We start from the raw sequence: 23,676 nt of genomic DNA on the forward strand, positions 1-23,676 counted from the left end.
GTGATGCGGCGGAGTTGAGCATTCCTCAGCTTCGGGTGGAGTGTTGGAGCGGCTATGTCCCGTTCCGCCCCGAAGAAGGGGTGGGACCGATTCCGGCCCGTATGAAGGGTGCGTTCGAGGGCAGGGCACCTTTCTTCGACCGCCCCCGGGAACTCGGACTCCATGACGACTGGTGCGTACCGGGTGGCGCGAGCGGCCGGCTGCCTCAAGGCGGCGTTCGCGGTGGCCGTCGCCATGAATCTGGCCGAGGCCGTCTGGGACCCGGGTGGAGTCGTCTGGAGGGCGGCCCGGACGGCAGCGAGTGTGCTCTTCACGGTCGCCCTCGTCGCCTACGTCGTGCTGCGTGTGCGCCGGTGGCGTCGCACACGCAGCGAAAATCCATGAGCAGGCACAGGACCGGCCTGCGCCACCGCCTGCGTGGCGCGGTCGCGGCGGGTTGCTTCGGGGCCGTGGTCGCCGGGCCGCGGGAGCTGCTCGACTCCGGTGCCGGCTGGGACTGCCTCCTCGCCTTATCAGTCGGTGCCGTCACCGGTGGAGCCGTCGGCTTCGCGTTCCCCTCGGTCCTTCGCCGTGGCCGCCGGGAACCGCCCACCGTCCCGCCGCCGCCACATCCCCCACCCCCGCCACCGGAACGGAGGGCGTGAACCGTGTGGTGACTCGGGCCGATGCCTCCTCGCCCCCTGCGGCAGCTGCCGCAGGGGGCGAGGATCAGGCCTTCCGTCTCACGCCTGGACGAGCGGCTCCCTCGTGAACAGCGCCCCCAGCTCCGGCGCGTTCACCCGCCGGTCCGCCAGACGCAGGGCCTCCCAGACGGTGACCTGGTTGGCGGTGAGGACGGGCTTGCCGAGTTCCTTCTCCAGGGCCGGGATGTGGGCCGCCGTGTGGAGGGCCGTGTCGGGGAGGAGGAGGGCTTCGGCCTCGGGGTGGTCGGAGTTCCGGGCCAGGGCGAGGAGTTCCTTCTCACCCCACGTGCCGACCTCGGCGGCCGTGATGATGCCGGAGCTGCTGACCGACACGACCTCCACGTCGGCCGAGCGGAGGAACTCGGCGAAGAGCCCCGCCACATCCTCCGGATACGTCGCTCCGATGGCGACGCGCCGCACCCCCAGCTCCCGCACCGCGTGCGCGAACGCGAAGGACGTGGACGAGGCGGGCATGCCGGCCGTCTGGGCCAGGGCGCGGACCTGCTCCTGCGCGCCGTCCCAGCCGTAGACGAAGCTGCCGCTCGTGCAGGCCCACACCACGGCGTCCGCACCGGCGTGCCGCAGTTCCTGCACGCCTGCCGCCAGCCGGCCGGCGGAGCCCATCTCCAGCAGCGCGTCCACCCGGTGCGCGTCCTCACCGATGTCGGTGTGCACCAGGTCCACCCGGATGTCGCTGCCCAGCAACTGCTCGATGCGCGGATAGTCGTCCTCGGCGGAGTGGCCCGGGTAGAGAAATCCCAGTGCTGTCATGTCCAGCCTTCCTGCTGCTGCTCTTCTTCCGGCAGTACGGGACCGGGGTCCGCCCCCGGCGATACGGGACCGGAACGCGCCGCCGGATTGATCAGCGCTTGGTACGGCCCCACCGCACGGGTACCCAGTCGGCGCAGCGCCGCCCACATCGTCACTTGGTTGGCCGAGATCACGGGGATGCGCAGCTCGGCCTCCAGCTGGGGGATCACGTCGTACGTGGGCAGGTTGGTGCAGCTGATGAACAGCGCGTCGGCGTCGTCGCGGACGGCCTGCCGTGCCATGTCCACCACTTCCCGGTAGGGGACCTTCCAGATGTGCCGGGTCAGCCCCATGAAGGCGCAGCCGGAGATCGTGACGCCGGCCTGGGCGACGTAGGCTTCCAGCGACTGCGTGACCGAGACGGTGTACGGCGTCACCAGCGCCACGCGCCGGACGTCCAGCTCGACCAGGGCCTCCAGCAGCGCGCCGGAGGTGGTGATGGCCGGTACGGCTCCGGCCCGGCTCATCGCCTCGCACATCGCCCGCTCGCCCATCATGCCGCCGACGAAGCTGCCGGAGGTGCAGGCGTAGGCCACGACCTCGGGGGCGATCGCGTTGAGGGTGCGGACCGCCTCGCTCAGCGTCTCGTGCTCGCTGACCAGGCGGGCCAGATCGAGACTCACCTCGACCGGCACGAACGGTGTGCGGGTCATATGGAGGGAGACCTCGTCCGGCACCCAGCGCCACAGCTCGCGATCGAGGGCGAAGTCGAAGGGGGCGACGACGCCGACCCCGCGCTGCGGGCTGGGCCCGCCGAGAAATGAGACGTCCATGGCAGGCACCGGCCTCACGCTGGGCAACTAGTGTGCAACGGATCGTGGGAACGCCCGTGTTGACGACGGTAGGTTCGGGTGCGAGCGTGGTCAATCCGCCCGGATCACTCCTTGGTCAACACCGGGTTAACTCGTCGTCACCGACCGGCGCCCCGAAGCCGGCCGGCCTCGCCGTACGGCTGGAGAAACGGCTGCTCATGCCCATCCCCACCCTCCTCGTCCTGGACGCCGAACCCCTCCCCCGCCTCGGCCGCCTCACCGGTCGCGCCCGTGTCGAGCACACCGACGCGGCGCATCTGGCCGAGCGCCTCCCGCGTGCGGATGTACTCCTGGTGTGGGACTTCACCTCGCGTGCCGTGCGGGACGCCTGGCCGGGCGAGGGTCCGCGGCCACGCTGGGTGCACACGGCGAGCGCCGGTGTGGACCATCTGATGTGTCCGGAACTCGCCGCTTCGGACACAGTGGTGACGAACGCCCGCGGCATCTTCGACCAGCCGATCGCCGAGTACGTCGCCGCGCTCGTGCTGGCGATGGCCAAGGATCTGCCGCGGACGCTGGAGCTCCAGCGGGAGCGCACCTGGCGGCACCGCGAGTCGCACAAGATCGCCGGAAGCCGGGCCGTCGTGGTCGGCTCCGGGCCGATCGGCCGGGCGATCGCGCGCACACTGGGGGCGCTGGGCATCACGACCGCGCTCGTGGGCCGTGCCGCGCGCTCCGGCGTGCACGGCCCGGAGGATCTGGACCGGCTGCTGGCCCGCGCCGACTGGGTGATCGCGGCGGCGCCGCTCACGGACGAGACACACGGGATGTTCGACGCCCGCCGCTTCGGCCTGATGCAACCGTCCGCCCGGTTCGTGAACATCGGCCGCGGGCAGTTGGTCGTCGAGGACGCGCTCGCCGAGGCCCTGGCCAAGCGCTGGATCGCGGGCGCCGCCCTGGACGTCTTCGAGTCCGAACCCCTGCCCGCGCAGAGCCCGTTGTGGCAGGCCCCGGACCTGATCGTGTCCCCGCACATGAGCGGCGACACCGTCGGCTGGCGCGACGAGCTCGGCGTGCAGTTCGTGGAGCTGTACGAACGGTGGGCGGCCGGTGAGCCGCTGACGAACGTGGTCGACAAGCAGCGTGGGTACGTACCGGGTCACTGACGTTCCTGGGAGGGTGGATGACCATGCTCACCGAGCTGACCGCCGTACGGCTCCTCGACGGGTACCGCAAGGGCGAGTGGAGTCCCGTGGAGGCGACCCGGGCGGCGCTGGAGCGGGCCGAGGCGATCCAGCCGGAGGTGAACGCCTTCGTCCGGCTGACCGCCGAGGACGCGCTGGAGCGGGCCCGGGAGTCGGAGGAGCGATGGCGGCGCGGTGAGCCAGGGGGGCTGCTCGACGGGGTGCCGGTCACCGTGAAGGACATCCTGCTGCTGCGCGGGGCGCCGACCCTGCGCGGGTCGCGGGCCGTGGATCCGGCGGGGCGGTGGGACGAGGACGCGCCTTCGGTGGCCCGGCTGCGGGAGCACGGGGCGGTGTTCCTCGGTAAGACGACGACCCCCGAGTACGGCTGGAAGGGCGTGACGGATTCGCCGCTGAGCGGTGTGACGCGCAACCCGCACGACCCGTCGCGTACCGCGGGCGGGTCGAGCGGCGGCAGCGCGGCGGCCGTGGCGCTCGGCGCGGGGCCGCTGTCGCTGGGCACGGACGGCGGGGGCAGTGTGCGCATCCCGGCGTCGTTCTGCGGGATCTTCGCGCTGAAGCCGACGTACGGGCGGGTGCCGCTCTACCCGGCGAGCGCGTTCGGCACGCTGGCGCACGTGGGGCCGATGACCCGGGACGCGGCGGACGCGGCCCTGCTGATGGACGTCATCGGCCACCCGGACTCGCGTGACTGGTCGGCACTCGCTCCACCGCCCGGCGCGTACACGGACGGTCTGGCGGGCGGAGTGCGCGGGCTGCGGGTGGCGTACTCGCCGTCGCTGGGCGGGCAGGTGGCGGTGCAGCCGGCCGTCGCGAGGGCGGTGCGGCGGGCGGTGGAGCGGCTGGCGGAGCTCGGCGCGTACGTCACCGAGACCGACCCGGACCTCACCGACCCGGTGGAGGCCTTCCACACCCTGTGGTTCAGCGGGGCGGCCCGGGTGACGCAGCATCTGGGCCCGCACCAGCGGGAGTTGCTGGATCCGGGCCTGCGGGAGATCTGCGCGCGGGGCGCCCGCTACTCGGCCCTGGACTATCTGGCCGCGGTGGACGTCCGGATGGACCTGGGCCGCCGGATGGGCCGCTTCCACGACACGTACGACCTGCTCGTCACGCCGACCCTGCCGCTCACGGCGTTCGAGGCGGGCGTCGAGGTGCCGAAGGGTTCCGGCCACCGGCGGTGGACGGGCTGGACCCCGTTCACCTACCCGTTCAACATGACGCAGCAGCCCGCGGCGAGCGTGCCGGTCGGCGTCGACGGGGACGGCCTGCCGATCGGGCTCCAGCTCGTGGCCGCCCGGCACCGGGACGATCTGGTGCTGCGGGCGGCCCACGCGCTGTACGAGGCGGGGGTGGCCGCCGCCGGCCGGCCTACGCCCTCCGGAAGCTGAGCGTCTCCCCCGCCGCTCCCGACCTCCACAGGTCGTTGCACGCCTCGGCCATGTTCTCCAGGCCGTCGACGACCTGGCCCCAGACGATGCCGGGGACCCAGCCGACATCGCCGTTCAGCAGCAGGTTGTTGCGCTCGTAGAACAGGGCCAGGTCGACGAGCGTGGTCCCGGCGCGGACCTCACGGTCGTAGCCGTAGGCCTTGGTCCCCAACTCGGCCCCGGCGAAGGTGAAGTAGCACAGATCGCCGGGAATCGGGGTGATGGTCGGGTTCTCCAGGGGTGGTTCGGTTTCGGCGAAGGGCGGGAAAAGGGCGTAGATCTCATTGCGTGCGTACTTCGCGTGGTAGACGTCGCCGGCCAGCGGAAGGGAATCCCAGACGGCCGCGCAGGTGATCGGCGCGCGGTCGTCCAGCAGCCTGGCGGTGCAGGTCACGTCGCGCTTGACCAGCGAGACTTCGATGTAGCGATCAGCCATGCCCTCCATGGGAGTGCCCACCGCCGCCCGGGTCAAGGGCGCAGGGGGAGAGTGCGGGGCTTGAAAAGACCGGCATAACTCGGATGCGGTCGGGTAGCCGCGCGCCCATGGCTCCACCACTGAGAAGCCCACACAGAAGCACACTGCGAAGTCCCGAACGCATATCCGGGTCGGTTTCCGGGCCCACACGCCGGTCGCTGCTCGCGGGGGTGGCGGCGCTCGGCGCGCTGGGCGCCGCCGGATGCAGCCGGGTCGCCACCGCCTCGGACGTCAGGGGCGGTGACCTGCTCGGTCGGCTGCGGGCGGCGGGCGTCGTCCGCCTCGGCATCGCCGGCGAGATCCCGTTCGGCTTCATCGACAAGAACGGCGAGCTGACCGGTGAGGCGCCGGAACTGGCCAAGGTGATCTTCAAGCGGCTCGGCGTCGACCGGGTGCAGCCCGTGCCGACCGAGTTCGGCTCTCTGATCCCGGGCCTGAACTCCCAGCAGTTCGACGTCGTGGCCGCCGGGATGTACGTCAACCCCGAGCGCTGCGAGCAGGTCATCTTCGCCGACCCCGACTACCAGATGCTCGACTCGTTCATCGTGCGCAAGGGCAACCCGAAGGGGCTGCACAGCTACAAGGACGTCGTCGAGAAGAAGGCGAAGTTCGCCACCGGGACCGGCTACGCCGAGATCCAGTACGCCGTCGAGGCGGGGTACCAGGAGAGCGAGATCCTGATCGTCCCGGACCAGGTCGCGGGTCTGAACGCGGTCGAGGCGGGGCGCGTGGACGTGTTCGCCGGTACGGCGCTGACCACCCGTGAGGTGGTGAAGAAGTCGTCGAAGGCGGAGGCGACCAAGCCGTTCGCGCCGCTCGTGGACGGCAAGCCGCACGTCGACGGGGGCGCCTTCGCGTTCCGGCCGACCGAGACCAACCTGCGCGACGCCTTCAACGTGGAGCTGCGCAAGCTCAAGAAGAGCGGTGAGCTCTTCCGCATCCTCCAGCCGTTCGGATTCACGAAGGCCGAGATGACGGATCTGACCGCGAAGGAGCTGTGCGGCGGATGACCTCGGGACTCTGGGAACTCGTGCTCAAGGGCGTCTGGGTCACGATCCAGCTGCTCGTCTGCAGCGCCCTGCTGGGCGCGGCGGTGTCCTTCGTCGTCGGCGTCGCGCGCACCCACCGGCTGTGGATCGTCCGCTTCCTCGCGGGCGTCTACACCGAGGTGTTCCGCGGCACGTCGGCGCTGGTGATGATCTTCTGGGTGTACTTCGTGCTGCCCATCGCCTTCGGCTGGCAGCTGGTGCCGCTGTGGGCGGGCACCCTCGCGCTCGGCCTGACCTACGGGGCGTACGGCTCCGAGATCGTGCGCGGCGCGCTGAACGCGGTCGACCCGGCGCAGAAGGAGGGCGGGATCGCGCTCAGCTTCACGCCCTGGCAGCGGCTGCGGCTGATCCTGCTGCCGCAGGCGGTGCCGGAGATGATCCCGCCCTTCTCCAACCTGCTGGTCGAACTGCTCAAGGGCACCGCCCTGGTGTCGATCATGGGCATGGGTGACCTGGCGTTCAGCGGCAACCTGGTGCGCCTCGCGCTCCAGGAGAGCGCGGAGATCTACACGATCGTGCTGCTGATCTACTTCGTGATCGCCTTCGTACTGACCCGCGGCATGCGCGGTCTCGAGCGCAAGCTCAAGGTCGGCACGGGCAAGCCGGTCGGGAGCACGCCCGACCAGGAGCTGGACCGTCCGCAGACGACCGGTGTGGGAGGTGCTGTCGCATGAAGTGGGACTGGAGCGCTGTCAGCGGCTTCATGCCGCACCTCTGGGACGGTCTGCTGGTCACCCTGCAGATCCTGGCCCTCGGCTCGCTGATCTCGTTCGCGCTGGGCCTGGTGTGGGCGCTGCTGATGCGGGCGCCCTCGCGCTGGGTGACCTGGCCGGTCGGGGTGGTCACGGAGTTCGTCCGCAACACCCCGCTGCTGGTGCAGCTGTTCTTCCTCTTCTACGTGCTGCCCGAGTGGGGCCTGACCTTCTCGGCGCTGGCCACCGGCGTCTTCGCGATCGGGCTGCACTACTCGACGTACACGATGCAGGTCTACCGGGCCGGTATCGAGGCCGTGCCGGTCGGCCAGTGGGAGGCGGCGACGGCACTGAATCTGCCGCTGCGCCGGACGTGGACCGCGGTGATCCTGCCGCAGGCGGTGCGGCGGGTCGTCCCGGCCCTCGGCAACTACGTCATCTCCATGCTCAAGGACACGCCGATGGTCATGGCGATCACCGTGCTGGAGATGCTCGGCCAGGCGCGCCTGTACTCGCAGGAGCACTTCCAGTTCACCGAGCCGCTGACGGTGATCGGCGTGGCCTTCATCGTCATTTCCTACCTGGCCTCCCTTGCCCTGCGAGCCCTGGAGCGACGCCTTGCCCACTGACACTCTCCCCAACCCCGGTACCGATCCCGAGAAGACCCCCGCCAGGAGCACCGGCGAACTGATCCGGCTGGAGCAGGTCACCAAGCGGTTCGGGGACAACACCGTCCTGGACCACCTCGACTTCTCGGTCGACGCCGGCAAGCACGTCACCCTGATCGGGCCGTCCGGATCCGGCAAGACGACGATCCTGCGGCTGCTGATGACGCTGCTCAAGCCCGACGAGGGCACGATCACCGTCGACGGGCAGCAGCTGTTCCCGGCCTCCGACAAGCAGGTCCGCGAGGTCCGCAAGAAGATCGGGATGGTGTTCCAGCAGTTCAACCTGTTCCCGAACATGACGGTGCTGCGGAACATCACCGAGGCGCCGGTCACCGTCCTCGGCATGCCGAAGGACGAGGCGGTGGAACGCGCCAAGGGCCTGCTGGACATGGTGGGCCTGGCCGACAAGTGCGACGCGCACCCGGCCCAGCTCTCCGGCGGCCAGCAGCAGCGGGTGGCGATCGCCCGGGCCCTGGCGATGCGCCCGCAGGTGCTGCTCCTGGACGAGGTGACCTCCGCGCTCGACCCCGAGCTGGTCGCCGGCGTCCTCGACGTCCTCAGGGACATCGCCCGCTCCACCGACATCACGATGCTCTGCGTGACCCACGAGATGAACTTCGCCCGCGATATCTCCGACCAGGTGCTGATGTTCGACTCGGGCCGGATCATCGAGTCGGGCACGCCGGAAAAGATCTTCAGTGACCCGGAGCTGGACCGCACACGGGAGTTCCTCAGCGCAGTGCTGTGACTACGCCCCGTGAGCAGGCGGAACGGCCGCCTCCCTGATCGAAGCGGGACTGGGGCGTGCTTCTGGCATATGCCAGAGTGTCATTGCCCCAGTCCGGGGCCCCGGGAATCTTGTCAACCCCCGCTCCGCGCAAGCCCATTGCCGTTTAACCTGGAAGAGGTTCACTGACCGGATTACGGCCCTACAGCAAGCGCAGGGGGAGACCACCGTGGCGCTGAAGCACGAGCCGACCACTCCGTACCACTCGGCCCAGGAAGCCCTGCGCGTCCTGGAGGCGGTGGCGCACGCTTCCAGCGGTGTCACCGACGCCGAGATCGCCCGCGACACCGGCATCATGCCGGAGCGGCTGACCGCGCTCCTGCGCATGCTGCGCCGCGAGGGTTACGTCGAGCAGATCGCCGACGGCGCGTACGTCACGGGCGAGACCCTGACCCGCCTCGGCTCCGCCCACCACCGCGAGCAGGCCCTGCGCGACAAGCTCCAGCGCACCCTCGACCGGCTGCGCGACTCGGTCGGCGCCGCCGTCTACATGAGCCGGTACGTCGACGGCGAGATCAGCGTCACCCAGTACGCCGACAGTCCGGCCGCGCCCAAGGTCAACGAGTGGGTCGACTTCCGCTCGTCGGCCCATGCCACCGCCATCGGCAAGAGCCTGCTCACCCAGCTCGACCACGCCGGCCGCCGCGACCACCTCGCCCGGCACAGGATGGCCCGCCTCACCTCGCGCACCATCACCAGCGACCGGCTCCTGCTCTCCCGCCTGGAGGCCCAGCCGCCCACCGTGCCCGTCCTCGACCTCCAGGAGTACGCGATCGGCACGGTCTGCGCGGCCGTCCCGATCACGGCCGGTTCCTCCGTCGGCTGCCTGGCCCTGTCCCTCCCGATCGAGCACGCCCACCGTCTGCGCCAGGCCGCCGACGCCCTCAACCGCCACGCGGCCCGGGTGCTGCTCTCCTTGGCGATCTAGGGCCTGCCGGGTGGTCCGGAGCACCCCTCGGGATTGGGTAGTATTTTCTCCGTCGCCCGCCGCGGAACACGGTTTCAGCAGCGAGGCGAGAGTCATGCGCCGCTAGCTCAGTTGGTTAGAGCAGCTGACTCTTAATCAGCGGGTCCGGGGTTCGAGTCCCTGGCGGCGCACGGATGAGGGGCCTCTCGTGGGAGCGAGGGGCCCCTCGGCGTGTTCGCGATCTCGACGGATCCTGACCCGGTCAGATGCGGAGCGTCACGGCGCCACGGACGTCTGGCTGTCGACGCTGAAGACGAAGTCGCCGTACGAGCCGAAGGTCTGGCTGTACGCGGCGACGAAGCCGGCGCAGAACACGACGACCACGCCGAGGAACGCCAGGATGCCGATGGCGCTCACCGCCTGCTTCGCCCGGCTCGGCGCCTGGGCCGTGGCCACGACCTGGCGGCCGTCGGCGTAGTAGACCGTGACGTAGTCGCCCTCGAGGGTCGTGGCGGGGCCGCCGTCCTCCTCGAAGCGGATGACCCGGCCGTCGTGTGCGATGAACTCGTAGACGTGGTGGAGGGTGGTGCGGACCGATGTGTCGCCGTGGCCGCCGCTGACCGTGGTGAAGGTCCGCAGGCAGCGGCCCTCGGCCGTCAGGCCGCTGTTCCAGGCGCCCCGGATCTGGAGCCAGCGCCGCACCACGCGGTGGGCCATGAAGAGGGCCCGGGCCATGATCAGTCCGGGCACGACGTAGAAGATCACGTCCATCGCGCATCCCCCGAGGTCGATGCGCCGGTCCCGAGCGGCCGGCGTGGGAGGAACCTACCCACGCCGGCCGCACCGGTGACTCAAGAGAACCTCAGAGGTTCAGAAGGTCACGTCCGAGCAGGCGTAGAACGCGTTCGCCGTGTCGGCGATCGTCCACACGGCCACGATGACGTGACGGCCGCTCAGCCCGGACGGCAGCCTGCCGCTGTGGGAGAGCGTGGACGGCGGGCGCTGCCCGTTGTAGGGCACCGTGAAGAACGGTGTGAGGTTGAGGTCGGACCGGGCCAGGTTGTGGTTCTGGTTCCAGCCCGGCTTGGTGATGTAGTACTTGAAGTCGGTCGTGGCGTGCATCGCGGTGAACTGCCAGCGGAACGTGTAGTTCTGGCCGCCCGTCACCTTGGTGGCGGGCCAGGCGCCGCCGGACGGCGTCCGCGGTGCGCTGAGCTGGCTGAAGTGACCGAGACCGGCGTTGCATATCTGCCCGTCGGCCGGGCCGGAGGCCGGGAAGCCCTTCGGCCCCTCGACGCTCTGCGGCTCCCATTGGATCGAGCCGCAGTTGGTCACGGTGCCGTTCTGGCAGAGCTTCTGCCGGCTGATGGGGAGGTCGGTGTAGCCGTGGCCGCTGGCGCCGCCGGAGGAGAGCACGAGGGCTCCGGTCGTGGCCAGTCCCACCGCGGCTGCGGACAACTTGGTCCTTGTGCGCATGCTGCCGCTCCTGGAGAACGTGGGGGAGGTTCAGTGAGCCGTGCATGTAGGTCTAGACCAAGTGTGAGATTATGGGCGCGAGTTGAACATGTCCATACCAATCACGGGCCTGTTTCTCCCCGGCCCGCACAGAACGCCACCGTCAGGTCCTTCACCAGGACCTTCCGCTCGTAGTCGTCGAGTTCGACCAGCCCCCGCATGGTCAGCCGGGTCACCGTGTCCTCCACCGAGTCCACGACCGAGGTGAGCACGCTCGCCCGGTGCTGGGCGTCCAGCGCGGCGATCCGGCGGCGGTGCATCGCGGCGGCGACCTCTGGGGCGTACTCCACTCGGACCGGCTGCACGGAGAACACCTCCAGGCCCACCGGGGCCGCGTCCGCCGCCACCAGCCGGGTCAGCGCCTCGGCCGCCGCCTCCCCGGCCCCCTTCGGCCCACCCGGCATCTCCACCGGCACGCGGGCCAGCCCCGCCTCGACGCACTCGCGCAGATACGTCTCGTGGTCCTCGACGCCCAGCGTGGCCCGGGCGGTGTCCCGTACCCGCCACACCACCAGGACGACCACCCGCAGCGCCGCCCCGCCCCCGTCGGCCGCGGGCACGGGCTCGCTGCGCCAGTGCCGCAGCCGTACGTCCACCCGGCGGCGCAGCAGCAACGGGTTGACCCACAGCAGGCCGGAGCGCCGGACGGTCCCCCGGTAGCGGCCGAAGAGATCCAGCACCCAGGCGCGCCCGGTGCGACCCCGGGCCAGTCCGCCGAGCCCGAACAGCCCGAGCGCCCCGGCCCCCGCGTACGCCGCCCACTGCGCGGGACCGAGCCCGGCCCCGGCGTACGCGGGCAGCCGCAGTGCCTCCAGTGCGAGCGACGGCAGCACCCCGGCCCACCAGGAGGTGGCCACGCACCCGGCCGCACCACAGGCCCCGGCCAGTACGCCCGCCGCGCCGGGCAGCACCCGCGCGGGCCGCTCCACCAGGTCGGGGTCGACCTGCGGCACCGGGCGTTTCGGGACGACCGCCGGGCGCCGCAGGCGCGGCTGCTCCCCCGTGCCGTGCCGGCGTCCGACGACCGCCGGTCTCAACGGCACGGGCGCCGGGTCGGGGTCGTCTCGGAACAGCAGGTGGACGGGGATCTCGGTGGTGGACTCGTTCTGGATGAGCCGGGCGGGACGTACCGGGCCGTCGGCCGGTCCGTCGGGTCCGGACGGGTGGGAAGTGGTCGTACTCACGCGTGCCTCCAGCCTCCGCGCCAGATGCGTCACAACGGTGGTTCCCGGGGGAAGGGACCGCCGGAGGGGCCCGACCGGGATGCGGGGCCCGCCCGAAGGGGGCCGAAGAGTCCTACGAGAAGAGACGCCGCCAGGTCTCCGGCCCCGGGTAGCCGTCCGCCGCGCCGCCCCGCCAGCCCTGGGTGCGCTGGAAGGCCTCGACGGCGCGCCGGTCCGCTTCGCCCCAGCGCGGCCCCGGCCCGACCGCGTAGAACCTGCCGAACCCCTTGCGGACGAGCTGTCTGCCCAGCTGGGTGACGTAGGTGTTGTTCGCGCCGGGGCGGAACAGCGCCCGCCCCGGGTAGCCGGGGACGCCGTGGGAGGCGGGCGGCGGACCGACCGCCCCGTCCTGCACGTCCTCGCCCCCGCCCGTGACCAGCAGCTCCCAGGTGCGCGCGTCGGGCAGCCCCTCGGCGTCCGCGCCCCTCCAGCCCTGGGCCAGCTGGAACGCCCGGGTCGCCCGCCGGTCGGCGTCGGTCCAGCGGGGCCCCGGACCGGAGGCGTAGAAGCCGCCGGCCCCGCGCGCGACGAGCATGCGGCCCAGCAGCGCGACGTACTCGTTGTTCGCGCCGGGGCCGAAATACGCCGCTCCCGGGTACGGCGTCGAGGCCGGGGCGCCCGGCTCACCGCCGTCCTGTCGGGGGGTGGACTCCTCCAGGGTGACGCCCTTGTAGCGGTAGGGCACGTACCGGTCGGAGTCGTTCCAGTAGGCGTACGGGGTGGACTGCCGGCGGGTGTGCGGTCGGGTCTGCTCGTAAGCGGTGTAGTGGGTGTGCGCGTCGTCCGTCCAGCCGCCGAAAATGGTGACGTGCGAGCCTTTCTCGGGGTCGGACTGATTGTGGAACAGCAGAATGTCACCCGGCTGGAGTTCCTCCTTGGAAATCTTCTCCCCGTACTGGGCGAGGCTGCCCGTCCATTCGTTTCCGGGCAATCTCCAGGCCATCGAGACATAGCCGGAGCAGTCCTGCCGGTAACCGTCGGACCAGAAGGCGCTCATGCTGTACGGCACCTTCGCGGCGACCCAGGTCCTGGCCCGGTTGATGATCTCCGTGCGGGTGATGGCGGTGGACTCGGGGGCGGCGGAGGGCTTTGTCGGACGGCCGCCGGGGCCGTGCAGCGGGGCCGTGCCGCCCTGAGGGGTATCGGGCTCGTCACCTGCGGGAACACCTGGGCGATGGGGTGCGGACGGGGCGGCTGCGGCCGGTAGGGCATGGCCCGCGCCGAGTGCGGCGGAGGCCACGGCGGCCAGGGCGAGAGCACGGTGGGCGGCCGGGTGGGCGCTGGTCCGGCCGGACCAGGAATGCGGCAGGACGCGGCGCCAGTGGACACAGCCGGGGCAGTCGCAGTCGCTCGCGGGGTCGATTTCCTCGAATACCGGCGACTCCATGCGATTCCCCTCACACTTCCGACGGAAAATGCGGCGCCCGGGCACCAGAGGGCGCGCGTCGTCAGTTTCGCAACTGTCTTCCGCACGCGCATGTTGACGGTCCGAATGATGTACGCCGCACCCTCACGGGGGTCGCCCCGGACGGGAGCCTGTGGTCCGGAGCACCTTCGGACGTCCTGTAGAGTTACGACGTCAGCAGGCGCCGCTAGCTCAGTTGGTTAGAGCAGCTGACTCTTAATCAGCGGGTCCGGGGTTCGAGTCCCTGGCGGCGCACCGACCGGAAGGCCCCTCGCGCGAGCGGGGGGCCTTCCGCATGTCTTCGTACGCCCTCGTGCCTTCGTATCCCCTTGTGTCTTCGCATGTCCTTGCATGTCCGCGTGATGTCTTTGTCTGTCCTTTTCGAGGTCCCGTTCGGGCTTGGCCGGATACCCTCTCGCCATGGCAGCGCGAGACCTACAGGAGCGGATCAAGAAGCTCATCATCGACCGCCGGCTGGCCTCCGGGGCCCCGCTGCCGACCGAGCCCGAGCTGATGGAGTACCTCGGTGCGAGCCGGAACTCGGTGCGGGAGGCGCTGAAGGCGCTCCAGGCGATGGGCATCGTGGAGATCAGGCACGGCTTCGGCACCTATGTCGGACCGATGTCCCTGGCCCCGATGATCGAGGGCCTCGCCTTCCGCACGGTCGCCGGGCACTACCGGGGCGAGGACTCCCTGCTCCAGCTGCTGGAGCTGAGGGAGGCCGTGGAGACGGGGCTCGTGTCCCGGCTCGCCGGCCGGATGCCGGAAGCGGACCTCGTTGAACTGGACGCGCTCGTGGACCGTATGGAAGAGCAGGCCGCGCAGGGAGCCGGCCTCGCCGAGACCGACCGGGCCTTTCACGCCACCCTCTACCGGGGGCTGGACAACGTGCTGCTGTGCGAGGTCCTGGAGGCGTTCTGGGACGCCTTCCACCGGGTCCGCACGGACCTCGGGGGCGAACCGCAGGACCCGAGGGTCACCTGCCGACAGCACCGGGAGATCCTCGACGCGGTGCGGTCCGGCGACTCGATGCGGGCGGAGGAGGCCATAAGAGAGCACTTCGGCAACATCCGCGCCCGCCTGTCCACAACGGCTCCACAGGGTCCCCACACCCGCCACAATGAACGCGTATGACCGGTAAACACCGCGTTTCGCATCTTGCGATCATGATGAACGCCGTAGAACCCTGGTTTTCTGGTTTTACAAGATGCTGCGGGTTCGCGGCAGTTGGGGGGCATTAGGGCCGGTTGCGGGCCGAGCGGGGGTAGGGGCCCCCGGTTCGTGAACCGATGCCGAGGGGGGCATCATGCAACCGGAAGGTCGCGTTGCCGTGTCTATAGGGTGTGGATGACGTGGTGACAGCGATCCACCACTGATACGTCTGTGAAGGTCGAGGGGGACCTGGCGCAGACGGTAGGAAGCTACGAAACACGCGGCTGTCCGCGTGTGGGGGGATGACTCATGACGTCGAGGCCCACGGGTGCCCGGCAGGACCACGACCCGTCCCAGACCACCCAGCTCAGGGTGCCGTCGCACCGGATGAGCACCACGGGGACGTTCCGGCGGATCAAGAAGACCTTGCCGAGGTACGACTACGAGCACTACAGCCGGCTCGCGGGTCCCCTCACCCAGCCGGATCCGAGCAAGCCGTACAAGGTGCAGTACCGCTCGCTGATCTCGCAGGAGCCGCACCGCATCCGGGTCGCCCTGATGCTGGCCGCGGCCCCGGTGCTGTCCCTGGTGCTGCTGTTCTGGCTGCTCCAGCCCGAGCACTGGACCGAGCGCGACTACCCGGCCTTCGACTGGCTGCCCGCGCTCGACATGGTGATGCTCGTCTCGATCGGCCTGATCGAGTTCTTCCGCTGCATGAACGTGCTGTCGAACGCGCACGCCACGCTGGTGGCCCGCGACCCGATCCCGGTGGTGCCCGAGACCGGAACCAGAGTGGCCTTCCTCACCTCCTTCGTGCCCGGCAAGGAGCCGCTGGAGATGGTGACGAAGACCCTGGAGGCGGCGGTCAAGATCCGCCACCGGGGCCTGATGCACGTGTGGCTGCTCGACGAGGGCGACGACCCCGACGTGAAGGCGGTGTGCGAGCGCCTCGGTGTGCACCACTTCTCCCGCAAGGGCGTCGCGAAGTGGAACCAGGCCAAGGGCCCGCACCGCGCCAAGACCAAGCACGGCAACTACAACGCCTGGCTCGAGGCGCACGGCGACAACTACGACTTCTTCGCCTCGGTCGACACCGACCACATCCCGCTGCCCAACTACCTGGAGCGGATGCTCGGCTTCTTCCGCGACCCGGACGTCGGCTTCGTCATCGGCCCGCAGGTCTACGGCAACTACGACAACCCCATCACCAAGGCCGCCGAGTCGCAGCAGTTCCTCTTCCACGCGCTGATCCAGCGCGCGGGCAACCGCTACGGCTCCCCGATGTTCGTCGGCACCTCCAACGCCGTGCGCATCAAGGCGCTGAAGCAGATCGGCGGTCTGTACGACTCGATCACCGAGGACATGGCGACCGGCTTCGAGATGCACCGCCACAAGAACCCGGCGACGGGGAAGAAGTGGCGCTCGGTGTACACGCCGGACGTGCTCGCGGTCGGTGAGGGCCCCAGCGCCTGGACGGACTTCTTCACCCAGCAGATGCGCTGGTCGCGAGGGACGTACGAGACGATCATCGGTCAGTACTGGAAGGGCTGGTACTCGCTGCCGCCGAGCAAGCTCTTCAACTACACGATGATGATCATCTTCTACCCGATGTCGGCCCTCAACTGGATCCTGGCGGCGCTGAGCTGCTGCCTGTTCCTGGGCCTGGGCGCCTCGGGTGTGAACATCGACCCGGCGGTCTGGCTGATGCTCTACGGCAACGCCTCCGCGCTGCAGATCGGTCTGTACGTCTGGAACCGCCGGCACAACGTCTCGCCGCACGAGCCGGAGGGCTCCGGCGGTGTGGCCGGCATGGTGATGTCCGCGCTGTCGGCGCCGCTGTACGCGAAGGCGCTGATCGACTCCGTGCTGCGGCGCAAGAGCAAGTTCGTGGTCACGCCCAAGGGCGACTCGGCGAGCCCGGACCGCTGGTTCGGCACGTTCCGCTACCACTGGTACTTCGTCGCGATCTTCGGTGGGTCGATCGCGGCCGGCTTCGTCTTCGGCCACTCCCACCCGGCGATGATCATCTGGGCGACGTTCGCGCTGCTGATCACCGCCTCGCCGGTGTTCGCCTGGCGCTGGCAGCTGCGGCAGGACGCGAAGAAGCCCGCCGCCCATGCCGCGGGACAGCCGCAGGACCCTGCGGGGCCGCCGCACCGGACGCCGCCGCTGCCGATCCCGCAGCAGCCGTCGGGCCACACCCCGCAGCAGAAGCCCACGTGGGCCGCCACCCCGGGCGCACACGGGGAGGTCGGGGGATCCGACCAGACCATGCAGATCGCCCTTGGTGGACTTGGGGGACGTAAGGAATGAACGACCGTGCAGGCCGCCGCCGGGCCCGTCGACTCGCTATCGGCACGGCGGTGGTACTCGCGCTGGCCGGGATGAACGGGCCGTGGCTCTACCGCTTCAGCACCGAGAAATACCACCAGTACAAAATCAACAAGCCGGAGTACAAGGCCGCCAACGGCAAGTGGGAGATCATCGACTTCCCCGAGGAGTACCGGCAGAACACCATCCACGCGGCGCTGCTGCGCACCGGCAAGGTGCTGCTCGTCGCGGGGTCGGGCAACGACCAGGACAACTTCGACGCGAAGAAGTTCGACACCCGGATATGGGACCCGGTCAAGGGCACCATCAAGAAGGTCCCCACGCCCGCCGACCTGTTCTGCACCGGCCACACCCAGCTCGCCAACGGCAATCTGCTGATCGCGGGCGGCACCAAGCGCTACGAGAAGCTCAAGGGTGACGTCACCAAGGCCGGCGGCCTGATGATCGTCCACAACGAGAACCCGGACGAGCCGATCACCCTGCCCGCGGGCACCAGGTTCACCGGCAAGAAGAACGGCAAGACCTTCGTCTCCAAGGACCCGGTGCTCGTGCCGCGCGCCAAGAAGGTCTTCGACAAGGCGACCGGCAGGTTCCTGCGCAACGACCCCGGCCTCGGCCGGATCTACGTCGAGGCGCAGCAGCGGGGCAAGAAGTTCGAGACGGGCACGCAGGACAACTACCGCGTGCACGGCCTGAAGGGTGCCGACGCCAAGAACACCTACGGCATCGCGCAGAAGCTCGCCCTCGACAAGAAGGACTTCCAGGGCATTCGGGACGCCTTCGAGTTCGACCCGGTCGCCGAGAAGTACATCAAGGTCGACCCGATGAAGGAGGCCCGCTGGTACCCGACGCTCACCACCCTGAGCGACGGGAAGATCCTCAGCGTCTCCGGCCTCGACGACATCGGCCAGCTGGTCCCGGGCAAGAACGAGGTGTTCGACCCGAAGACCAAGAAGTGGACCTACACCGACAAGGTCCGGCAGTTCCCGACCTACCCGGCGCTGTTCCTCATGCAGAACGGCAAGATCTTCTACTCGGGTTCCAACGCGGGCTACGGGCCGGACAACGTGGGCCGTGAGCCGGGCGTGTGGGACGTGGACACCAACAAGTTCTCGAAGATACCGGGCCTGAGCGACCCCACGCTGATGGAGACGTCCGGCACGGTGCTGCTGCCGCCGGCGCAGGACGAGAAGTACATGGTGGTCGGCGGCGGTGGCGTCGGCGAGTCCGAGAAGTCCAGCGAGAAGACCCGGATCGTCGACCTGAAGAAGGCGAACCCGAGCTTCGTGGACGGCCCGTCCCTGGACAAGGGCACGCGCTACCCGAACGCCTCGGTCCTGCCCGACGACAGCGTGCTGATCTCCGGCGGCTCGGAGGACTACCGCGGCCGCGGCGACTCCAACATCTTCGAGGCGCGGCTCTACGACACGGAGAAGAACGAGCTCGAGCGGGTCGCCGACCCGCTCGTGGGCCGCAACTACCACTCCGGGTCGATCCTGCTGCCCGACGGCCGCGTGATGTTCTTCGGCTCCGACTCGCTCTACGCCGACAAGGCCAACACCAAGCCGGGCGAGTTCGAGCAGCGCATCGAGATCTACACGCCGCCCTACCTGTACGGCGACGGCGGCCGGCCCTCGCTGTCGGGCGGACCGCAGACCATCGAGCGCGGCGGCACGGGGACGTTCACCTCGTCGGACGCCTCCCAGGTCAAGAAGGTCCGGCTGATCCGCCCGAGCGCCGCCACGCACGTCACGGACGTCGACCAGCGGTCGATCGCCCTGGACTTCAAGGCGTCGGGGGACAAGCTCACGGTGACCATGCCGGAGAACCGGAACCTGGTCCAGGCGGGCTGGTACATGATGTTCGTGACGGACGCCGAGGGCACGCCGAGCAAGGCGCAGTGGGTCAAGGTGCCCTGAGAACCGACCGACAAGGGGCGCTCTCCCGCTGGGAGGGCGCCCCTTTCGTACGGCCGGTCCGTCAGCCGGTGGCCTTCGCCAGCTTCAGCGCGTAGTCCGCCCACCACTGGCCCGCCTTGGGCCCGCCCTTGCACTCACCGTCCGACTCGCCCGGCCGCTTCACCCACAGGTACGCGTCCACCAGCGGGTCGGCCGTCTTCGTCGTCGGGGTCTCGCCCAGGGAGCGGCCGGGCGGGTTGCACCAGCGCTCGTCGGGGTCGCCGGCGGTGTAAGGGCCCTTGCCGTTGCGGCTGGTGTCGATGACGAAGTGCTTGCCTCCGACCTTGGCGGAGAGCTGCTTGCCGTAGGCGATGGAGTCCTCGGTGGAGTAAAAGTTGGAGACGTTGACCGAGAAGCCGTCGGCCTCCGCGATGCCCGCGCGGTTCAGGGGCTCGAAGATCTGGTCGGGGTTCTGCCAGCCGGCGTTGCCCGCGTCGAGGTAGACCTTCGTGTTCTTCAGGGATTTCAGCTGGGTGACGGCGCCCTTGAGGAGGTCGTAGCGCTCCTCGTGGAACTGCTCGGGGGTGCAGCCGTCGACGAGGTGGAGCAGCGCGTCCGGTTCCAGGATGACCGTGGCGGGCCGGTCGCCGATGCCCGCGGCGACGCCGTCGAGCCACTCCCGGTAGGCGTCGCCGTCGGCGGCGCCGCCCTGCGAGTACTGGCCGCAGTCGCGGTGCGGGATGTTGTAGAGGACGAGCAGGGCCGTACGGCCGGCCTTGTCGGCGGCCTCGGTGAAGCCCCGGGTCTGCTCCTGCGGATCGTCCGGGCCGACCCACTCGGCGACCGGCTGCTCGGCGATCTTGCGGATCTGCTCGGCGTCCTGCTTCTTGCCGGACTTCTCCAGGGCGACGACCTGCTGGGCCGCCGTCCCGTCCGGATTGACCCAGAAGGGGGCCTTTTCCTTGGGCTGTTGGGTGATCCCCGCGTCGGCGCCTTCGTCCGATCCGTCTCCCCCGCCGGAGGAGGAACACCCCGTGATCAGCAGTGCCGCCCCCAGCACCACTGCGGACATTCGCCTCCCGGCGAACGCCCCGACCCCCCTGCTGCCGTACATCCACTCCCCCTTGGGTGCACCGTTCCAAGTCTCAATCCTGACATACGTCCCGCGGCACCCACGAGGCGAACCCGACCTGTGCGGATGACGCAGTCGCCCGGGCGGCCGCGTTCGCGTCGGGCCTTCAGAGGCCGGTTCCCGTCAGATACGCCGAGACGACCACGTTCGCCGTGTAGCTGCGGGTCGTAGGGTCGAAGCTGCCGCCGCAGGTGACCAGCCGCAGCTCGGCCCGCCCCGACTCGCGGGGCCCGTAGGCCTGGTGGGCGTCGAAGCGGTCGCGGGTGAGGACCTGGACGGACTCGACGGTGAACTCGGCGACCTTGGCGTCGGCCCGGATCACCCGGATCGTCTGGCCCGGCCGCATGGCACTGACCTTGTAGAAGACGGCGGGCCGGGTGTCGGTGTCGACATGCCCGACCATCAGCGCGGTGCCGGGCGCCCCGGGCGCGACCCCGCCGGCGTACCAGCCGACCACGCCCGGCTGGTCGTACGGCGGCGGATCGAGGGCCCCGTGTTCGTCGAGGCCACGTGCCACCACGGGGGCCTGCACGCCCAGCCCGGGGATGTCGACCCGCTGGGGCAGCGCGTCGCCCAGCGGACGGTGCGCGGGGGGCAGCTTGATGTCCGGGGGCCGTCCGGCCGCCGCCATGTCGCCCGTGGTGGGGGCGGATATGCCGTGCCGCGTCTCGGTGACCTCACGGCCCCACAGCCACAGCCCGAGCAGCAGCACGACCCAGGCCACACCGGTCAGCAGCCGGCCGGTGCCCGAGAAGCGTCCCTGTCCCTGATCCTGGTCCTGTTGCGGCATGGTCAGTCCGTTCCACGGCCCCGGCGGACACCGCGCAGCGCGACGACCATCGCGGCAACCCCGGCGAGCGCCAGTCCGGTCACCCCCTGCGCCGTACCGGGACCGGCCCCGCGGTCCTCGGCGGCGACGAGCGCGGCGGCACCGCCACCGCCCGCCCGGACGGGGGCGACGGGCGAGGCCGGTGCGCTGGGCGGGTGAGAGAGGGGCGGCTGCCCGTCGACGCCGGGCGCGGACGGCTGCCCGCCCTTGCCGGGCGCGGGCGGCTGCCCACCGACCCCGGGCACAGCCCCGGGCCGGCGCCCCTCGCCGTCCTGGACGGTGAGCGTGCCGGTCCGTCGCATGTCGCCGCAGGTGACCCGCACGGCGTACGAACCCGCCTCGAGCGTGGAACGGACGCGGCTCTCGCCGGCGAGTTCGTGTGCGCCGGTGACGGTCAGCCGCGCGTCCGCGACGAACGCCGCCGAGGCGGCCACGGCCGTTCGCTGCGCGCAGCCGGTCACGCGGAGCGTGACGTCACTGCCGGGAACGGGGGCCGCCGGGGTCACCGAGACGTTCCCCGCGTCGGCCGCGTACGCCGCCGGGGCGAGGGCGACGGCAGCCAGGACGCTCGTACAGACAGTGATTCTCAGGGAACCCATCGTGAACCTCCAGATGCCTGGAGCCTCCCCCGCGCGGTGGGCCGCCGCATCCTCAGGGACGCGGCGGCTGCTCCGTACGGGTGACGGCGGGTTTGAGCGCCCGTGTGCCGCCGCCCGGGGCTCAGACCCGGTCGACGAGGTCCGCGATCGAGTCCACGACCCGGGAGGGCCGGTACGGGAAGTCCTCGACCTGTTCGGGCCGGGTCAGGCCGGTGAGCACCAGGAACGTCTGCATCCCGGCCTCCATGCCGGCCAGCACGTCGGTGTCCATCCGGTCGCCGATCATCGCGCTGGTCTCGGAGTGCGCCCCGATGGCGTTCAGCCCGGTCCGCATCATCAGCGGGTTGGGCTTGCCCGCGAAGTAGGGCTTCTTGCCGGTCGCCTGGGTGATCAGCGCGGCCACCGCGCCGGTCGCGGGCAGCGGGCCCTCGGTGGAGGGGCCCGTCTCGTCGGGGTTGGTGCAGATGAACCGGGCGCCGCCGAGGATGAGCCGCACCGCCTTCGTCATGGCCTCGAAGGAGTACGTGCGGGTCTCGCCGAGGACGACGTAGTCCGGCTCGTGGTCGGTCAGGATGTAGCCGATGTCGTGCAGCGCGGTGGTCAGCCCGGCCTCGCCGATGGCGTACGCCGAGCCGCCCGGCCGCTGGTCGTCCAGGAACTGGGCGGTGGCCAGGGCCGAGGTCCAGATGCTCTCGATCGGCACTTCCAGGCCCATGCGGCGCAGCCGGGCGTGCAGGTCGCGCGGGGTGTACATCGAGTTGTTGGTGAGGACCAGGAAGGGCTTCCCGGACTCGCGCAGCTTCTTCAGGAAGGCGTCGGCGCCGGGGATCGGTACGCCCTCGTGGATGAGCACACCGTCCATGTCGGTGAGCCACGACTCGATGGGCTTGCGGTCTGCCATGTGCGGGATCTCCTGCCGTACGCGGTCCAGCGTGCGACCCAGCCTAAACAGTGGCGGGATCTTGCGGAATGGGCCGCGTGCGGCGTCCCGACTGGCGGGACGGCCTGCTCAGCGGCGACGGCGTGCGACGAACAGCGCACCACCCCCGGCGAGCAGCAGGGCCGCGGCGGCCGCGGCCACCTGCGTGCCGGTTCCCGTCCCGGCCAGTTCCTCCGCGAAGGGGAACCGGTCCTCTCGGGGCGGGACGGAGGCGTCGGAGTCGGGGCGGGACTCGGTACCGGTGTCGCTGTCGTTCTCGGTGCCGGTGTCGGTGCCGGTCCCCGCCTCACCCACGTCGATTCCGAACCGGTAGTCGTTCGACTGCCCGACCCAGTCTCCGTCGTCGTCGCGCCGCTGCACTACCGCGGCGTTGGCCGTGACGTCGTTGGGCACGGCGTCCGAGGTGAGCGTGAGCCGCACCTTCACGGTGACCGTCCTGCCCGGTCCCACGGTGAACCCGGCGAAGCGGTCCTCCTCGTCGGCGAACGCCCCGACGAGTTCGTCCTCGCCGGTCTTCTCGAACCGCACGGGGTGGGCCCGCGCCCCTTCGAAGAACTCGAGGCGCGGCTGGGACGGCTCCAGGGCCCGTTTGTCGTCGACGAGCACGACGACGGGGTGGATCCCGGCGCAGGTCCGGTCGGTCGTGTTGGTCAGGTCGACGTACCAGGTCCCGAACCCGCCCCCGGCCGTGTAGGAGTCCGGCCCGCCGTGGATGCGGGTGGTGAGCGGGAAGGTGTGGTCGTCGGGCGCGGCACAGGCGGGCGCCGGGGCGTCCGCGTGCGCCGGGTGAGCACCGGGAAGCAGGACGGCAGCCGCCGCTGCCGCCGCCAGGCAGAGGTGAGCGGGCGTGCAGAGTCGCATGATGATGTGACATTCCGTGCGGCGGCGGCCGGGAGACGATGCCGAAGGAAACCACCCCCGAACGGCGGCGCACATCCGCCCGGTCGGCGGACACACCCCCTAAAGGGTGTTGCATAAGGTCGGGCTCGGGCAGGCCGGAGTAGTGCTTGACCTGCTGTTTCACCCAGTCAGGGTGAGGTTGTGCATGGTGGCGACTGCTTGGACAGCATGGTGAAGGCCGTCGCCTTTCTGCCGGCAGTCTCGGAGGATCTTCCAGTTCTTCATGCGGGCGAAGGTGTGCTCGACGCGGGCACGGACCCGGCGGTGTTCGGCGTTGTCCTCCTCCTGACCGCGCAG

The 23,676-nt window shown here is 70.4% G+C and carries 24 protein-coding genes and 2 tRNA genes; 13 read left to right on the forward strand and 13 right to left on the reverse strand.

Features of this window, described 5'->3' with window-relative positions:
* Nucleotides 1-162: 162 nt before the first annotated feature.
* Nucleotides 163-384 (forward strand): hypothetical protein, encoded by a 222-nt coding sequence (locus ACIRDU_RS05945; protein WP_403574995.1) that lies wholly within the window; start codon nt 163-165, stop codon nt 382-384.
* A 338-nt stretch (nt 385-722) separates the two neighbouring features.
* Here the strand turns inward: ACIRDU_RS05945 and ACIRDU_RS05950 are convergent, their stop codons facing one another.
* Together ACIRDU_RS05950 and ACIRDU_RS05955 are read right to left on the reverse strand one after the other, a co-directional pair.
* Nucleotides 723-1,454 (reverse strand): aspartate/glutamate racemase family protein, encoded by a 732-nt coding sequence (locus tag ACIRDU_RS05950; protein WP_403574998.1) that lies wholly within the window; start codon nt 1,452-1,454, stop codon nt 723-725.
* On the reverse strand, nt 1,451-2,266 hold the full coding sequence (locus tag ACIRDU_RS05955) for an aspartate/glutamate racemase family protein (protein WP_403575000.1): 816 nt from the start codon (nt 2,264-2,266) through the stop codon (nt 1,451-1,453). The genes ACIRDU_RS05950 and ACIRDU_RS05955 overlap by 4 nt, the downstream gene beginning before the upstream one ends.
* A 197-nt stretch (nt 2,267-2,463) precedes the next feature.
* Between ACIRDU_RS05955 and ACIRDU_RS05960 the strand changes: the two genes are divergently transcribed.
* Both ACIRDU_RS05960 and ACIRDU_RS05965 read left to right on the forward strand, forming a co-directional pair.
* A complete protein-coding gene (locus ACIRDU_RS05960; protein ID WP_403575003.1) occupies nt 2,464-3,411 on the forward strand; it encodes a D-2-hydroxyacid dehydrogenase in 948 nt (315 codons plus the stop codon).
* 17 nt (nt 3,412-3,428) lie between these two features.
* A complete protein-coding gene (locus ACIRDU_RS05965) occupies nt 3,429-4,838 on the forward strand; it encodes an amidase (protein WP_403575005.1) in 1,410 nt (469 codons plus the stop codon).
* Here ACIRDU_RS05965 and ACIRDU_RS05970 read toward each other — a convergent pair.
* Nucleotides 4,819-5,313, reverse strand: coding sequence for a DUF3830 family protein (locus tag ACIRDU_RS05970; protein ID WP_403575008.1), 495 nt, complete (start codon nt 5,311-5,313; stop codon nt 4,819-4,821). The two genes, ACIRDU_RS05965 and ACIRDU_RS05970, sit on opposite strands and share 20 nt — an antisense overlap.
* Nucleotides 5,314-5,420: 107 nt before the next feature.
* On the opposite strand from ACIRDU_RS05970, the gene ehuB reads away from it, so the two are divergent.
* From ehuB to ACIRDU_RS06000, 6 genes are all read left to right on the forward strand, one after another.
* Nucleotides 5,421-6,362, forward strand: coding sequence for an ectoine/hydroxyectoine ABC transporter substrate-binding protein EhuB (gene ehuB, locus ACIRDU_RS05975; RefSeq protein ID WP_403575011.1), 942 nt, complete (start codon nt 5,421-5,423; stop codon nt 6,360-6,362).
* Nucleotides 6,359-7,075, forward strand: a complete 717-nt coding sequence (gene ehuC / locus ACIRDU_RS05980) for an ectoine/hydroxyectoine ABC transporter permease subunit EhuC (RefSeq protein WP_403575014.1) — start codon at nt 6,359-6,361, stop codon at nt 7,073-7,075. The genes ehuB and ehuC overlap by 4 nt, the downstream gene beginning before the upstream one ends.
* Nucleotides 7,072-7,722 carry an ectoine/hydroxyectoine ABC transporter permease subunit EhuD gene (gene ehuD, locus ACIRDU_RS05985; RefSeq protein ID WP_403575016.1) on the forward strand — a complete coding sequence of 217 codons (651 nt, stop codon included), beginning with the start codon at nt 7,072-7,074 and terminating at the stop codon, nt 7,720-7,722. Before ehuC ends, ehuD begins: the two co-directional genes overlap by 4 nt.
* The gene (ehuA, locus tag ACIRDU_RS05990; RefSeq protein WP_403575019.1) at nt 7,712-8,509 is read left to right on the forward strand and encodes an ectoine/hydroxyectoine ABC transporter ATP-binding protein EhuA; all 798 of its coding nucleotides are present in this window, start codon (nt 7,712-7,714) and stop codon (nt 8,507-8,509) included. Before ehuD ends, ehuA begins: the two co-directional genes overlap by 11 nt.
* Before the next feature lie 208 nt (nt 8,510-8,717).
* Nucleotides 8,718-9,476: an IclR family transcriptional regulator gene (locus ACIRDU_RS05995; RefSeq protein ID WP_403575022.1), complete on the forward strand. Its 759-nt coding sequence runs from the start codon at nt 8,718-8,720 to the stop codon at nt 9,474-9,476.
* Nucleotides 9,477-9,572: 96 nt separating this feature from the next.
* Nucleotides 9,573-9,646, forward strand: a tRNA-Lys gene (locus ACIRDU_RS06000).
* Nucleotides 9,647-9,731: 85 nt separating this feature from the next.
* Here ACIRDU_RS06000 and ACIRDU_RS06005 read toward each other — a convergent pair.
* The 4 genes from ACIRDU_RS06005 to ACIRDU_RS06020 all read right to left on the reverse strand — a co-directional run bounded on the left by ACIRDU_RS06005 (nt 9,732) and on the right by ACIRDU_RS06020 (nt 13,580).
* Nucleotides 9,732-10,226, reverse strand: a complete 495-nt coding sequence (locus ACIRDU_RS06005) for a hypothetical protein (RefSeq protein ID WP_403575025.1) — start codon at nt 10,224-10,226, stop codon at nt 9,732-9,734.
* A gap of 99 nt (nt 10,227-10,325) precedes the next feature.
* Entirely contained in the window at nt 10,326-10,931 is a 606-nt protein-coding gene (locus ACIRDU_RS06010; protein ID WP_403575027.1) for a lytic polysaccharide monooxygenase, read from the reverse strand.
* Between the two features lie 101 nt (nt 10,932-11,032).
* Entirely contained in the window at nt 11,033-12,154 is a 1,122-nt protein-coding gene (locus tag ACIRDU_RS06015; protein WP_403575030.1) for an SPFH domain-containing protein, read from the reverse strand.
* Between the two features lie 112 nt (nt 12,155-12,266).
* The gene (locus tag ACIRDU_RS06020; protein ID WP_403575033.1) at nt 12,267-13,580 is read right to left on the reverse strand and encodes a peptidoglycan-binding protein; all 1,314 of its coding nucleotides are present in this window, start codon (nt 13,578-13,580) and stop codon (nt 12,267-12,269) included.
* A 199-nt stretch (nt 13,581-13,779) separates the two neighbouring features.
* Between ACIRDU_RS06020 and ACIRDU_RS06025 the strand changes: the two genes are divergently transcribed.
* From ACIRDU_RS06025 to ACIRDU_RS06040, 4 genes are all read left to right on the forward strand, one after another.
* A tRNA-Lys gene (locus ACIRDU_RS06025) sits at nt 13,780-13,853 on the forward strand.
* Nucleotides 13,854-14,018: 165 nt separating this feature from the next.
* Entirely contained in the window at nt 14,019-14,732 is a 714-nt protein-coding gene (locus tag ACIRDU_RS06030) for a FadR/GntR family transcriptional regulator (protein WP_403575036.1), read from the forward strand.
* Nucleotides 14,733-15,059: 327 nt separating this feature from the next.
* A complete protein-coding gene (locus tag ACIRDU_RS06035; protein WP_403575039.1) occupies nt 15,060-17,063 on the forward strand; it encodes a glycosyltransferase family 2 protein in 2,004 nt (667 codons plus the stop codon).
* Nucleotides 17,060-19,000, forward strand: coding sequence for a galactose oxidase-like domain-containing protein (locus ACIRDU_RS06040; protein ID WP_403575042.1), 1,941 nt, complete (start codon nt 17,060-17,062; stop codon nt 18,998-19,000). Before ACIRDU_RS06035 ends, ACIRDU_RS06040 begins: the two co-directional genes overlap by 4 nt.
* 61 nt (nt 19,001-19,061) lie before the next feature.
* Here the strand turns inward: ACIRDU_RS06040 and ACIRDU_RS06045 are convergent, their stop codons facing one another.
* From ACIRDU_RS06045 to ACIRDU_RS06070, 6 genes are all read right to left on the reverse strand, one after another.
* Nucleotides 19,062-20,093, reverse strand: a complete 1,032-nt coding sequence (locus ACIRDU_RS06045; RefSeq protein ID WP_403575044.1) for a glycoside hydrolase family 6 protein — start codon at nt 20,091-20,093, stop codon at nt 19,062-19,064.
* Between the two features lie 124 nt (nt 20,094-20,217).
* A complete protein-coding gene (locus tag ACIRDU_RS06050) occupies nt 20,218-20,901 on the reverse strand; it encodes a class F sortase (protein WP_403575047.1) in 684 nt (227 codons plus the stop codon).
* 2 nt (nt 20,902-20,903) lie between these two features.
* Nucleotides 20,904-21,539, reverse strand: a complete 636-nt coding sequence (locus ACIRDU_RS06055) for a hypothetical protein (protein ID WP_403575049.1) — start codon at nt 21,537-21,539, stop codon at nt 20,904-20,906.
* A 121-nt stretch (nt 21,540-21,660) separates the two neighbouring features.
* Nucleotides 21,661-22,440: an HAD-IIA family hydrolase gene (locus ACIRDU_RS06060; RefSeq protein ID WP_403575052.1), complete on the reverse strand. Its 780-nt coding sequence runs from the start codon at nt 22,438-22,440 to the stop codon at nt 21,661-21,663.
* Nucleotides 22,441-22,548: 108 nt separating this feature from the next.
* Nucleotides 22,549-23,340: an LPXTG cell wall anchor domain-containing protein gene (locus ACIRDU_RS06065; RefSeq protein WP_403575054.1), complete on the reverse strand. Its 792-nt coding sequence runs from the start codon at nt 23,338-23,340 to the stop codon at nt 22,549-22,551.
* 159 nt (nt 23,341-23,499) lie between these two features.
* Nucleotides 23,500-23,676 (reverse strand): transposase (locus ACIRDU_RS06070; RefSeq protein WP_403575177.1); only part of this gene is annotated, 177 nt, incomplete at its 5' end.

The sequence above is a fragment of the Streptomyces sp. NPDC093598 genome (assembly GCF_044764825.1).
Lineage (GTDB): Bacteria > Actinomycetota > Actinomycetes > Streptomycetales > Streptomycetaceae > Streptomyces.